13 protein-coding genes are annotated in these 13,886 nt (G+C 46.2%); 6 read left to right on the top strand and 7 right to left on the bottom strand.

What is annotated here, in order from left to right; translation table 11 throughout:
- Positions 1 to 13: 13 nt before the first annotated feature.
- From vmeI to pspA, 6 genes are all read right to left on the bottom strand, one after another.
- Positions 14 to 3,115: an efflux RND transporter permease subunit VmeI gene (gene vmeI, locus OU793_RS02710; RefSeq protein WP_005462306.1), complete on the bottom strand. Its 3,102-nt coding sequence runs from the start codon at positions 3,113 to 3,115 to the stop codon at positions 14 to 16.
- The gene (vmeH, locus tag OU793_RS02705) at positions 3,112 to 4,197 is read right to left on the bottom strand and encodes an efflux RND transporter periplasmic adaptor subunit VmeH (protein ID WP_021449266.1); all 1,086 of its coding nucleotides are present in this window, start codon (positions 4,195 to 4,197) and stop codon (positions 3,112 to 3,114) included. Before vmeH ends, vmeI begins: the two co-directional genes overlap by 4 nt.
- A 1-nt stretch (position 4,198) precedes the next feature.
- Positions 4,199 to 5,230 (bottom strand): efflux RND transporter periplasmic adaptor subunit VmeG, encoded by a 1,032-nt coding sequence (vmeG, locus tag OU793_RS02700; protein WP_005462329.1) that lies wholly within the window; start codon positions 5,228 to 5,230, stop codon positions 4,199 to 4,201.
- Between the two features lie 161 nt (positions 5,231 to 5,391).
- The gene (gene pspC / locus OU793_RS02695; protein ID WP_180793934.1) at positions 5,392 to 5,781 is read right to left on the bottom strand and encodes an envelope stress response membrane protein PspC; all 390 of its coding nucleotides are present in this window, start codon (positions 5,779 to 5,781) and stop codon (positions 5,392 to 5,394) included.
- Positions 5,774 to 6,007: an envelope stress response membrane protein PspB gene (gene pspB / locus OU793_RS02690; RefSeq protein ID WP_015296543.1), complete on the bottom strand. Its 234-nt coding sequence runs from the start codon at positions 6,005 to 6,007 to the stop codon at positions 5,774 to 5,776. Before pspB ends, pspC begins: the two co-directional genes overlap by 8 nt.
- A 14-nt stretch (positions 6,008 to 6,021) precedes the next feature.
- Positions 6,022 to 6,693 carry a phage shock protein PspA gene (gene pspA / locus OU793_RS02685; protein ID WP_005462360.1) on the bottom strand — a complete coding sequence of 224 codons (672 nt, stop codon included), beginning with the start codon at positions 6,691 to 6,693 and terminating at the stop codon, positions 6,022 to 6,024.
- A gap of 231 nt (positions 6,694 to 6,924) precedes the next feature.
- Between pspA and pspF the strand changes: the two genes are divergently transcribed.
- From pspF to OU793_RS02655, 6 genes are all read left to right on the top strand, one after another.
- Entirely contained in the window at positions 6,925 to 7,935 is a 1,011-nt protein-coding gene (gene pspF, locus OU793_RS02680) for a phage shock protein operon transcriptional activator (protein ID WP_005495684.1), read from the top strand.
- Positions 7,936 to 8,161: 226 nt separating this feature from the next.
- Positions 8,162 to 9,781, top strand: a complete 1,620-nt coding sequence (sapA, locus tag OU793_RS02675) for an ABC transporter substrate-binding protein SapA (protein WP_005462340.1) — start codon at positions 8,162 to 8,164, stop codon at positions 9,779 to 9,781.
- Positions 9,781 to 10,743: an ABC transporter permease subunit gene (locus tag OU793_RS02670; protein WP_005462367.1), complete on the top strand. Its 963-nt coding sequence runs from the start codon at positions 9,781 to 9,783 to the stop codon at positions 10,741 to 10,743. Before sapA ends, OU793_RS02670 begins: the two co-directional genes overlap by 1 nt.
- Positions 10,730 to 11,617, top strand: a complete 888-nt coding sequence (locus tag OU793_RS02665; protein ID WP_005462338.1) for an ABC transporter permease subunit — start codon at positions 10,730 to 10,732, stop codon at positions 11,615 to 11,617. Before OU793_RS02670 ends, OU793_RS02665 begins: the two co-directional genes overlap by 14 nt.
- Complete coding sequence (locus OU793_RS02660; protein ID WP_005462378.1) at positions 11,617 to 12,612, top strand: oligopeptide/dipeptide ABC transporter ATP-binding protein; 996 nt, start codon at positions 11,617 to 11,619, stop codon at positions 12,610 to 12,612. Before OU793_RS02665 ends, OU793_RS02660 begins: the two co-directional genes overlap by 1 nt.
- Positions 12,609 to 13,391: an ATP-binding cassette domain-containing protein gene (locus tag OU793_RS02655; RefSeq protein WP_005462331.1), complete on the top strand. Its 783-nt coding sequence runs from the start codon at positions 12,609 to 12,611 to the stop codon at positions 13,389 to 13,391. The genes OU793_RS02660 and OU793_RS02655 overlap by 4 nt, the downstream gene beginning before the upstream one ends.
- Before the next feature lie 75 nt (positions 13,392 to 13,466).
- Here OU793_RS02655 and OU793_RS02650 read toward each other — a convergent pair whose 3' ends face one another.
- Complete coding sequence (locus tag OU793_RS02650) at positions 13,467 to 13,856, bottom strand: DUF2750 domain-containing protein (protein ID WP_005478908.1); 390 nt, start codon at positions 13,854 to 13,856, stop codon at positions 13,467 to 13,469.
- Positions 13,857 to 13,886: the final 30 nt, after the last annotated feature.

Below are 13,886 nucleotides of genomic sequence, written 5' to 3'. Positions count from 1 at the left end.
CTTTACATTAAGCCTATTTCGGCACCGACACTTTATGGAACAGACGATACAACACTGGCACGACAATAAGTGTCAGGATGGTGGCAAAACCTAAACCAAACATAATCGTTACCGCCATCGGTTTAAAGAAGATATCAGGTAGAAGAGGAATCATACCCAAAATGGTTGTAATTGCTGCCATACACACTGGGCGAACACGACTGACTGCCGCATCAACCACTGCGTCATACGCCTCTTTCCCCGACTTCATCTCAATTTCAATTTGGTCGAGCAGAACAATGCCATTTTTGAGTACCATGCCGGATAAGCTCAAAAAGCCCAGCAACGCCATAAAACCAAAAGGCGTATTGAGTGCCAACAAGCCGGTGGTGACACCAATCAATGCCAGTGGTACGGTGAGCCAAACAATCAGCGGTTCTTTAATCGAGTTGAATAGGAACACGGTGATCAAGAACATGAACAAGTAGCCCATCGGCATCGTTGTGAACAGAGACTCTTGAGCATCACCTGAAGACTCGTACTCACCACCCCATTCTAGAGAATAGCCAGGTGGCATTTGAATCGCTTCGATTTGCGGTTGTAGGCGTTTTTGCAACGTCGATGCGGTTTCTTCACCGAGAATATCAGGGTCCGCCATCACAGTAAGCATACGCTTACGGTTCTTACGCACGATGATAGGGTCTTCCCAACGCATGTCGTAACCCATTGTGACTTGCTGGAGTGGGATAAACTCACTCTGCGCAGGGCTCCAAATTTTCATGCCTTCGATGTTACGAATATCGATACGCTCGTCTTCTGGTAAACGCGCCACAATCGGCATCAACGTAGTACCGTCACGGTAAAGACCTATCGTCATTCCCGAGAACGACATCGACAAGAAATCATCCACATCAGATTTAGTGATACCGTAACGACGCGCTTGGCTTTCGTTGAACTGAGGCTCAAGCACTTGAGTACGCTCACGCCAATCGTGGCGAATATTGGTCGCGCCCGGATCGGCGTACATGATATCCATTACTTGCGCCGCAATCGTGCGAAGCACCGTTGGATCAGAGCCGATAATACGCGCTTCAATTTTCGCGCCGCCACCAGGGCCCAATTCAATCTGTTTGAGCTTGTAATTGATCTCTGGATAGTTGGCTTTTAGGTGATCCCTAAACCGTGCCATTAACGGCGCAAGCGCTTCGTAGTTATCAACTCGCGTAGTGATTTCACCATAAGCGGCATAGCTTTTTTCCGGAGCATACGTCAGCATAAAGCGTTGCAGACCTTTACCCGCAGTTGTTGTGATGTGATCAACGTGCTCTTGCTCAGCAAGCCAAGATTCCAGTTCTTTTAGCTTATCGTTAGTCGCACGAATATCTGTACCTTCCGGTAGCCACACATCCAATTGGAAAATTGGCGTGGTTGAAGATGGGAAAAACGATTGTTTTACCAAGGTAAACCCATAAACACTTGCACCAAGCCCAACAATCAACACCACGACCGTTAACCACGCGCGACGCATACAGAACTCTAAAAACTTTTTATATGCCACAAAAATAATGCCGTTATATGGGTCGTTTTCCTCACCTTCACCTTGCTTGATTTTCTGTCCCTTAAAGAAAATATCGGCAAAGAACGGCGTTAGAGAAATAGCGGTAAACCAACTCAGCATGAGGGAAATCAGCAGCACCGTAAACAAGGTGCCACAATACTCACCCGTGGAGTCCTCAGATAAACCAATTGGCGCAAATGCCGTTACCGCAATTACAGTTGCACCCAATAGCGGCCATTTGGTTTGAGTGACGATATCCGTCGCGGCTTGTAATCGCGTTCGCCCTTTTTGAGTGCCGATTAATATCCCTTCCACCACCACGATGGCATTATCCACCAACATACCGAGTGCGATAACCAACGCACCCAGAGAGATGCGCTGCAAGTCAATCGCGAGATATTTCATGAAGATGAACGTACCTAAAACCGTGAGTAGCAAGATCAGGCCTATCAATAGACCCGAGCGCAGCCCCATAAAGAACAGCAATACAATAATTACGATGCCAACCGCCTGCGCCAAACTGATCACAAAGCCGCTGACCGATTTATCTACCTCTTTCGGTTGGCTGTAAATCTCTGAGATTTCGACACCAACCGGTTGTTGATACTTCAACTCGGCAAGGCGACGATCAAAGGCCTTACCGACTTCAACCACGTTGACACCTTGAGCAAATGACACGCCAACGTTCAGCGCTAAGCTGCCATTAAAGTTGATGATGTTACTCGGCACTTCAACATAGCCACGTTTAATCTCCGCTACGTCTTTGAGGAAAATAAGCCCTTGCGCGCCAGATTCGGTGATCAACAGATCCCCTAACTCATCAACGCTTTGGAACTCACCCGTAGGCTGAATTCGAATGTACTCATCACCAATACGAATAGCGCCAGCATCGGACACAATATTTTGCGTGGACAGCAAGTTAAAAACCGTATTTGGCGACAAACCAATACTGCTGAGCTTCTTCATCGAAACTTCAATAAAGACTTGCTCTTGCTGCTGACCAGAGACAGAAACCTTGCTGACGCCATCGACCAGTTCAAGCTCACGGCGTAAGTAGTCGACATAATCAAGCAACTCTTTATAGCTGTAGCCATCCCCTGTCACTGCCAACAAGATGCCGTACACATCACCGAAGTCATCAATAACCTGAGGCTCATTAACACCTGGAGGTAAGGTGACTTTTAAGTCGTTCACTTTTCGACGCAATTCATCCCAAATTTGTGGTAAATCATCGGGACCATAGTTGTTTTTCATCGTCACGGTGATCTGAGATAAACCACGGTTGGAAATGGAGTTCACTTCGTCAACGTAAGTCAGTTGCTGGATGGCTTTTTCCAGCGGGTACGTCACTTCTTCTTCCACTTGTTGCGGCGTCGCACCTGGGTATGACGTCACTACCATCGCATCTTTGATGGTAAAGGCCGGATCTTCTAAACGTCCCAACCCGAAGAAGGCAGCAATACCACCAATCAAGAAGATCAAAGACACCATCCAACTAATCACGCGATTTCGAATGAAATAAGCCGCAATGCCCGTTACGTCATCATCACTTTGAGGCACTTTATTTTGCTCGCTCATAAACCAGCCTCCTGCTTAACCACTTCCACTTTCATTCCATCTCTGAGTCGCGAAACGCCAGCAACCACCACTTTGTCGTTAAGCGCTAATCCATCAAGCACTTGAATCGACGTTTTAGAGGCTTTGCCGGTTCGGATTTGTTTTCTTGAAATGGTACTGTCGTCATTCAGTACCCAAACAAACTTGTTCTCACGTCCAAGCTCGTCACCATCGGCATTGAAAATCGCCTCAATCGGCACATTGATCCCAACGTTCAGCTCTAAACCCACTTTTTCATCTTTCGAGGTCACTTCAACGGCCATACCATCAAGGATGTATTCCTCTTTTGGCATCGGTAAAGAAAGCGTCACGGTAAATGTTCCCGTGGTTGGGTCAGGCTCAGTAGTGAACTCTTTAACCGTCGCCTTGTACTCGTTGCCACTAGGAACACGAACCACCGCATTAATTGCCGTTAATCTTTCTTCTGTAGGAGGCTGTTTGACGTACAAGCGATCTGGCAATTGGATCAAAACTTCTACGCGATCCAGACTGTGGATATTGACGATATGTTGCCCAACTTGAACATTCTCAAATTGATCAATATTGACCCGAGAAATGATGCCATCAACCGGCGCTTTTAATGTGGTGAACGATAAACGCAACTTAGCGAGTTCCAATTCCGCCAAAGCGATTTGGCGCTGCGCAGCAATTTCATCAAACTGCGACTTCGCCAACAAACCTTTATCCACCAAAGGCCGAGAGCGGCGATATTGACTGTCGACCACAGAAAACCTCGCCGCGGCATTATCGACATCTAGTTGATAATCCGTTGGGTCTAGGGTGGCGATAACAGCGCCTTTTTGCACTTTATCCCCTTCTCGCACCATGACGCGACTCACTTCACCCGCCACACGGAAACTCAAATGAGAGCGGTCCGCAGCGTTCGCAACAGCAGGAAAATACAGATTGTCATCAACTCGATTGCCTTCTAGCGAAACCACTCTTACTTTGGGGGTTTCGACGGTTCTTTCTGGCCCTTTTTCACCACAACCAGCCAAAGTAAGCGCTGCGAAAATCGCGGTTAAGGTTATGATTCCTTTCATACTACAACCCTCGCTCCTTCACCCAAGCCCGGACTTTGATTCCCGGCTCAATGACGTTAATGCCTGAGATAATGATTTGATCGCCATCCGCTAACCCTTGCAAGATCTGTCCATTGTCATTCATCGTAATGTCGGCTTTCGCAACCACGCCTTGGTCATCAACGCGCCAAACGTAAGTTTTTCCATTTTCTTCAAAGAGCGCAGAATCTGGAATTTTGGTCGCTCCGGAGTTTTGTGACACGAGATACGCATTGCCTGACATACCTGGAAGAATGCCTAGCTCTGGCGGTCTTTCCATCACCATCGTCACTTTATAGCTACCCGTTTTTGGGTCGGCTTCGGTGTCAATTTCTTGGAAAGTCAGATCGAAAGAGCGTTCGGGAAACGCATCGAATATCATTTTTGCTGAAACATTCACGCCTTGCGTATAACGGTTGAGCAAATAGTCAGGCAGTTGAAAAATCACCTTCATTACCTGATTGGTTTGAATGTTCATTACCCCTTCTTTGGCGGCAACGTATTCATGATTTTCGGCAGGAAGATAAGAAATTGTGCCATCGTAAGGAGCAACGAGTTGGGTGTAGCGCAAGTTCGCTTTGGCTTGATCCCATTGCGCTTTAGCGGAGTTATGATTAGCTTTCGCTTCATCAAAATCTTGTTCAGAGACCACTTGGTCTTTCCGCAGCTTTTTATAGCGCTTGTACTGAACATCAGCTAACGCAAAATTCGCTCTTGCTTGCTTTTCCAATAAGGAATATTCATCTGGGTTAAGAACTGCTAGCACATCGCCTTTTTTAACAACTTGCCCTTCATTAACTTCGATAGATTGAAGCAACCCTGGGACACGAAATGCGAGTACAGCTCTGTCACCGGCTTCTGTGGTGGCGGGGAAATGGCGTTCAAATTGTGCGTTGCCAACAGAAACAGTAAAAAGTTTTGCGGGGCGAGATTCTGGCTCAGGAACTGGTGGAAGCTCTTTACCACAACCCGACAATGCAGCCGTGACGGCTATCGGAATGAGCAGTTTTCTCATCACATTCATCCATAAAAAGTAAGTGATTACATTTAAAGTAGATGAATTATGAATTAACTTCCAGAGCACAAAAGATTAATTATGCTTAAAAATTAGTAATTTGTGATAAAAAAGCAGGCTTGTCGCCTGCTTTATTTAAATCATTGATAGATGCATCAAGTTTAGAGTTTGCTGAACTCTCGGTTCACCCTAAATGTATCGGACGTCACATACGCTTCCATGTTACGGATTTTGCCATCAAGACGGTCAAAATCTCTTTCCAAAACACTGAGTAATTGATCCGGACTTTGTCCTTTCTGCCAAGGCTTACTTTTAAGCGTATGCTCTTGCAGCTCTCTTATGTTTTCAGAATATCTCACGGGTTGCTTTTCGAGCATAAATGCCATCGCGATATACGCTAACACCACTAAGAATGTACCACCTAATAGGGCAGCAGAAATCACTACAATACGAATCAACCAAACTTCTGCACCAAAGTAGTTGGCAAATCCGGCACAAACACCGGAGATTTTGCCATTTACTGGATCACGATACAGTTCTCGATTATTCATACTTACGTCTCCATGTTGGTGACTCAGCATCTAAGATGCGCTCCAGTGTATCAACTCGAGACTGCATCGCTTCCGCTTTTTCAGACAGTACCTGAAGGCGCTCTAAGTCTTGGCTCGACAGTGCACTATCCGTTTTGCGTTTGCTGCGATAGTGTAAGAAGAGCCATAGTGGAGCGACAAAGATTAAAAAGACAATCACTGGTCCTACTAATAAAAATGCCGACATAAATGGCTCCTCTCTTATTTATCTTGCGATGACATCTGTTCTTTCAGTTTTGCCAACTCTTTTTCAATTTCGTCTTGAGCCTGAAGCTCGGCAAACTCTTGCTCTAGCGATTTTGCATTCCCAGTTTGAGCGTACAAATCGGCTTCCGCTTCCATTTCGTCAATTTTACGAGAATATTGATCGAACTTCGCCATTGCTTCATTTGTGCGGCTAGTATGCAGATGCTTTTGAACATCGCGACGGTTAGACGCTGTTTGATTACGAATCGCTAGTGCTTGTTGCTTTGCACGTGTTTCTGCGATTTTGTTCTCAAGCTTACCGATTTCACCAGTCAACTTGTTGATCGTTTCTTCCACCAGCGTTTGCTCTGTGTGCAAACCTTTTACGACTTGCTCAAGTTTTTGCTTTTCAATTAGGGCTGCACGCGCCAAATCTTCGCGCTCTTTAACCAACGCTAGGCTCGCTTTTTGACCCCATTCGCCAATTTGCTCTTCTAGCATCTCAACTTTACGAGCCAGCTCTTTTTTGTCTGCAATCGCTTTAGCCGAGTTAGTACGCACTTCTACAAGTGTGTCTTCCATTTCTTGAATGATAAGACGGATCATTTTTTCAGGATCTTCCGCCTTGTCTAGCAATGCACTGATGTTTGAGTTAACGATATCTGCAAAACGAGAAAAAATACCCATAACGGAACTCCTCTTTTTCCTATTAAAACTCGACAAGGTGGTGATTCACCTTGTGTCTCCCTGAATATATAACAAGTACCATGCCAACTTTTATAACCTATTAAAATCAACAAGTTATCAGTCACCTTGTTGTTATGCACCGTTATGCTATGATGTTTTTCACCAACAGTTGGTAAAATTCACCAACTCTGCGCTTAAATTAGGCTAGGTAGCAAAAATAAGAAGGATTTTATGAAGCAAAACCTTATTGGTGAATCTCCCGCTTTTCTCGCTGTATTGGATAAAGTATCACAACTCGCCCCAATTGAACGTCCCGTCCTCATTATTGGTGAGCGAGGTACCGGTAAAGAACTGATCGCTCAACGTTTGCATTACTTATCAAAACGTTGGGATAAGCCACTTCTTTCTCTCAACTGTGCGACCTTAAGCGAAGGTTTGATTGACTCCGAGTTGTTCGGCCATGAATCCGGCTCGTTCACTGGTTCAAAAGGCAAACATAAAGGCCGTTTTGAACGTGCGGAAGGTGGCACCTTGTTCTTGGATGAGTTGGCAACTGCGCCGTTACTTGTGCAAGAGAAGCTGCTGCGAGTGATTGAATACGGTGAATACGAACGCGTCGGTGGTCATACCGCTCTTAACGCGGATGTGCGCTTAGTGTGTGCTACCAATGCAGATTTGCCACGACTGGCTGAGCAAGGTGACTTTCGTGCCGACTTGCTCGATCGTCTAGCCTTTGACGTTATCATGTTGCCACCACTGCGAGAGCGCAAAGAAGATATCCTGTCGCTTGCCGAACATTATGCAATGAAAATGTGTCGAGAGTTGCAACTCGAATACTTCGTTGGTTTCACTCATCAAGCGCAACAAGCCCTGCTCGATTACTCGTGGCCAGGTAATGTGCGTGAGCTAAAAAACGTAATTGAGCGCGCTATCTATCAACACGGACTAAATGCAGAACCGATTGATGAGCTGATTTTTAACCCTTTTGCCACTGGTTGGAACAATGCGCTTGGCCATACTGCGGCAAACGAAGATCCTCAAGAAGAAGCCTCGTCTCAAACGACTTCGATCCACTTTCCTCTCGACTACAAACAGTGGCAAGAGGAGCAAGATATCAATCTTCTCAATCGTGCCTTGGAAGAAGCAAAATTCAACCAACGACAAGCTGCCGAATTGCTGGGATTAAGCTATCACCAGCTACGAGGTATGGTCAGAAAGTACGGTTTGGTCGGACAAAGTTAACAAAACCAAAAACACCACTAGCCATAGATAGCGCAACTCATGTCTGCAAAATTCGGGCTACAGTGTTAAATAGACATCGTATTTTGATCTAACACCCTACCAGCAAAAGATTTTGTGTTTGGAGCGAGTTCACAAAGGTGTTAAATTAGCGAGATCATTTTCGCTTGTGAGCTCTGGACGAGTAAGATCAAATGAAACAAGCAAAATCCAATGAACATTTCATATTATGAATGCTTTTATAAGATTATCGCTGAGCCTTATTGGTATTAGCTTACTGACTGCCTGTGGTGAAGAAATCGATCACAACGATATTCGCCAAGCAGGTTTTGTGTTTTGTGGGCAAGGTAAACCAACAACATTTAATCCTCAGCTTATAGACAGTGGTATTACAGCCGAGGCGTTAAGCCCTCAGTTGTACGACACCTTACTCACGCTTGATCCTAAAACACACCAACCTATTGCAAGCATTGCGGAAAGTTGGTCTGTGAACAAGGAAGGTACTGAGTACACATTCAAGCTCAAACATGGCGTTCAGTTCCAAACGACACCGTGGTTCTCTCCGACTCGCCCGTTAAATTCAAAAGACGTGGTATTCAGCTTTAAGCGAATCATTGATGTAGACCATCCTTTTCATCAAGTTGGTGGTGGTTTTTATCCATGGTTTGCTGGTTTAGATTTTCAAAATCTATTGCAAGATGTGATTGCTGTCGATGATTACACAGTGACGTTTAAACTCGCGCAACCAAACTTTTCATTCTTGGCAAACATCGCCACCAGCCATGCGGTAATACTGTCAGCAGAATACGGTCAACAATTGGCGGCAAAAGACAACAAAGAGCAAATCGACCAACTCCCTATTGGTTCAGGGCCTTACCAGCTCAAAGAGTATCAAGTAAACGATTTGATTCGCTTGGAACGTCACCCGAACTACTGGAACTCGCCAGCGAAAATGGAACAAGTAGTGTTCGACATTTCACACCGTGGTACTGGCACGTTAGCTAAGTTGCTGCGCAATGAATGCGATGTTTTGTCTTCACCTATCTCTAGCCAGATCCCAATCATTCAAGAAGATGAAAACCTTGAGTTGACGGCAACACCAGCAAATAACGTTTCCTTTATTGCGATTAATACCGAGACTCCAGCACTTCGCGACCCAAGAGTCCGCCAAGCGTTGAACCTTGCGATCAATCGTCAAAATATCTTGGATTCGGTTTATTACGGTACAGGTACCCTAGCTTATACATTGCTGCCGCCGAACTCTTGGGCGTATCAAAAAGACAGTGCGAAAATTCGTTATGACCGAAATTACGCTCTCGCTCTACTTCGTGAAGCAGGATACGAAGATGGTCTAAAACTGTCGATGTGGGTGCCGCTAGAGCCAAGAGCATTCAACCCAAGTCCACGCAAAACTGCTGAGCTCATTCAGGCGAACTTCGCCGATATCGGCATTAAGCTGACTCTGCTCACCGACGACCGTTTCGAGCGAGTGGATCTTGAAAACATCAACGATATCGACTTGCTCCTTACTGGCTGGATTGGCGATACAGGCGATCCGGATAACTTCTTCCGTCCTTTACTATCGTGCGAATCAGACCGAGTGGGCCTTAACGTTTCGATGTGGTGTAACGATGATTTCGACTTTTTGCTGGATCTCGCGCTAGAGACGCAAGAGCAACGTTACCGCCTAAACCTGTATCGTCAGGCGCAAAATATTTTGAATGAAGAGTTTCCAGTTATTCCGTTGGCACATGGGGTTCAATTCCGTGTGCACGACAAGTCATTAACTGGCTTCAAATCGAGCCCTTTCAATGCCCAACCGTTTGATAGAGTTGAGAGAATCCACTGATGTTTTGGTACACCATTCGACGATTTAACCTCTTTTTCATCACTTTGATGATTCTCACTTTGGTGGGCTTTTCTCTGCTGCGCCTTGACCCGCTTTCACATTGGGCAAATGTGGAGTTCTGGTCTGGCTGGCAAAGCTACTTAATTAACCTTTCTCAGCTCGATTTTGGTTTAAGCAAAAACGGCAATGCGATTTACGACGAACTCGCCGTTGTTTTTCCTGCCACATTAGAATTGTGCTTTTTCGCCTTTCTGGTTTCGCTCTTAATCGGTATCCCACTTGGTACGATTGCAGGGATGAAGCAAGGTAAGTGGCTAGACACTGGTATCTCGTTTCTTTCGATGTCGGGTTACTCTGCTCCGATTTTCTGGGTGGCACTACTGCTGATCATGGTCTTCTCGTTGGAATACCATATCTTCCCTGTTGCTGGACGCTATGACTTGCTGTACGAAATCGACCATGTGACTGGGTTTGCCATTATTGACGCCTTTATGGCGAAAGGTGAATACCGAGCTCATGCACTGCAAAGTGTCATTGAGCATATGGTTCTGCCGTGTTTGGTTCTGGCGTTAGCACCTACGACTCAAGTTGTTGGTTTGATGCGTGCATCTGTTGCAGAAGTTATGAGCCAAAACTACATTCGCGCAGCCCGAATCAAAGGTTTATCGAATCGTGAGATCGTCACTCAGCACGTAATGCGTAACGCCATTCCGCCCATCATTCCAAAAGTTGGGGTTCAGCTATCTAGCATGATCACTTTAGCGATCATCACCGAGTCGATCTTTAACTGGCCGGGCATTGGTCGCTGGTTGCTGGATGCGCTTGCCAATCAAGATTACGCCTCAATCCAAGCAGGAGTAATGGTGCTTGCGACACTCGTTTTAACTGCCAATATCCTTTCGGACTTGATTGGCGCCATGATCAACCCTCTGGTGAGAAAGGAATGGTATGCTAACAAATAACGTTTATCAGGAAGAACGCATTCCAACTCAGTTCGAGCGATTTTGGCGTAGTTACCGCGCTAACGGGTTAGCGATGTTTGGCTTGTGGTGTTTAGGCTTGATTGTATTGATCACTATTTTAGCTCCGTGGCTTGCCCCGTTTGATCCACAAGCACAATCTGGCGAGTTGCTCGTTCCCCCTTCATGGGCACCAGCGGGCACTGTCGATTACTTTTTAGGAACCGATGACTTAGGTCGTGATATTCTGTCGCGCTTGATCATGGGCTCTCAACTGACTTTTGGCGCAGCAGTTGGCATTACTGCGATTGCGACCATCGTAGGTTGCTTTATCGGAGTGCTGGCGGGGATGACGAAAGGTCTGCTTTCCAGCACTTTGAACCACCTTCTCGATACCGTTATGTCGATTCCATCGCTATTGCTCGCGATCATTTTTGTGGCATTCCTTGGCTTTGGTGAATTTAATATCTTGCTGGCGATTTGTTTAGCCCTGATCCCACGTTTTATTCGCTCGGTGTATATTGCCGTGCATACTGAGGTAGAAAAAGATTACATCATGGCAGCCCGCCTAGATGGCGCAAATGACTTCTACTTGCTGTGGAGCTCGATTCTTCCAAACATTTTAACCGTCATTGCAGCAGAGATTACTCTCGCTCTGTCGGCGGCCATTTTGGATATTACAGCTCTTGGATTTCTTGGCTTGGGTGCTCAAGCGCCGAGTACCGAATGGGGAGCCATTTTGGGTGATTCCGTCGAGCTGATTTACATCGCACCATGGACCGTGACGCTTCCGGGTCTGACCATCATGTTCACCGTAATTATCTTAAACTTAGTAGGTGAAGGTGTACGCCAAGCGCTGAATGCGGGGATCGAATAATGCCGTTATTAGATATTCGACATCTGACTATCGAGATCGAAACACCACAAGGGATGGTGAAAGCCGTCGACCGAATGAGCCTAACGCTCAACGAAGGTGAAATCCGAGGCTTGGTGGGCGAGTCTGGCTCAGGTAAAAGCTTAGTTGCGAAAGCGATCGTGGGGGTTTGTAAGGACAACTGGCGAATCACTGCGGACCGAATGCGCTTGGGTAACATCGACCTTTTACAGCTTACGCCGAAAGAGCGTCGACGCGTCATTGCCCGCGATATCGCGATGATCTTCCAAGAACCCTCAACCTGTTTGGACCCTTCCGAAGAAGTAGGACGTCAGTTAATTGAGTCTATCCCCTCTCGCGCCTTTGAAGGCAAGTGGTGGGAGCGATTCAAATGGCGTAAAAAACAGGCCATTGCGCTACTGCACAAAGTTGGTATCAAAGATCACAAACGCTTGATGGGCAGCTACCCGTACGAGCTAACAGATGGTGAATGTCAAAAAGTCATGATCGCCATGGCCATCGCAACCAAACCTAAATTGTTGATTGCCGATGAACCAACTAACGACTTGGACCCCATCACTCAATCGCAGATTCTGCGTTTGTTGAGCCGAATGAACCAGCTCAACAACACTACGATTTTGCTGATCGGTCACGACTTGGCTACCATCACACAATGGGCAAGCCGAATTACCGTCATGTACTGTGGTCAGTCGGTTGAATCTGCCGACACCGACAAAATCATCGAAGCACCTAAACACCCTTACACTGACGCGCTGCTAAAAGCGATGCCAGATTTTAATGATTGGGTACCGCACAAGCAGAAACTGCAATCGCTACCTGGGTCTATCCCTCCTTTGCAGCACCTGCCAATTGGTTGTCGATTAGGGCCACGTTGTCCGTACGCGCAAAAACAGTGTGTTGAAATTCCACACACGCGACGCATTAAAAACCATAAGTTTAACTGTCACTTTCCATTGAACACGGAGAAGAAGTCATGAGTGCGTTACTCGAAGTCGATAACTTATCGAAGCAGTTTGTCACGCGTTCTCGACTGTTCAGACGTCAAGTTAATGAAGCGGTTAAACCCGTGAGCTTTACGCTAGAACCGGGGCAAACTATTGGCTTTATTGGCCAGAATGGCTCCGGTAAATCAACACTTGCACGTATGCTCGCAGGCGTTGTTGAACCGAGCTCTGGTGAGATCCGAGTCAATGGTGAGCGTTTAGAACACAAAGATTACGCAACGCGATGTAAGTTGATTCGCATGATTTTCCAAGACCCAAACACGTCATTGAACCCTCGGATTCAAATTGGACGAATCTTGGAAGGTCCGTTGAAACGAAACACCAACATGCCGCCCGATGCACGAATGAAACGTGTGAAAGAGACGTTGCTTCGCGTGGGGCTTCTGCCGGAGCACGCCTACTTCTATCCTCAAATGCTTGCTGCTGGTCAAAAACAGCGTGTCTGTTTGGCTCGTGCACTCATCCTTCAGCCATCAATCATTGTGGCGGATGAAGCGCTAAACGGTTTGGATATGGCGATGCGCTCACAGATCATCAACTTGTTCTTGGAGCTGCAAGAAGAGATGGGCTTGTCGTTTGTGTACGTGTCTCAGCATATCGGTATCGTAAAACACATCACCGACAAAGTGATGGTAATGCACGAAGGCGAAGTCGTTGAGTTTGGTGAGACAAACCAAGTCCTTACTAATCCAGAACATGCGATTACCCAGCGCTTGGTAGAAAGCCATTTCTACAAAGCGCCAAGCCACTAAACAGATGGCTCACGAAAAACAAAAAGCCTGCTTTCATGCAGGCTTTTTCTATTGGGTAAAGCGAGTAAAGTCAGATTAACGACGGCTTGCTTGTTTACGCAGTTCGAAATCAAACTCGTCAGGAAACAACACCACGCCTTCTTCGTTTTGATTCGGGAATACAACAACCGATAGCTCATCATCTTCTAGGCCAGTAGTCCAACGGCTATGCCATTTGTTAAGAGAGATCGCTTCTGGTTCACACTCTTCCCAGTCACCCGTTGCCCACTGCTTGGCAAATTCTTCATTTGGCCACACAGGAACGCAATCATCGTCTTCTGTGTTTAACATGACACAGCCGTGCTCATCTTTAAGAATCCAAACTTTACGATTCGCGACAATCTCTTTGACACAATACTTTAGGCGCTGCTCTTCGTTGTAGCGATTAATCGTATCGATTTGTTCTTGGGTGAGTTGCTCAGACATATCAGTCTCCTGTTTCCCATAGAAAAATGC

The organism is Vibrio sp. VP6, from assembly GCF_028823755.1.
Classification (GTDB): Bacteria; Pseudomonadota; Gammaproteobacteria; order Enterobacterales; family Vibrionaceae; genus Vibrio; species Vibrio parahaemolyticus.
Note: the sequence above shows the minus strand (reverse complement) of the source record. Positions and strands in the feature narration are given on the sequence as shown.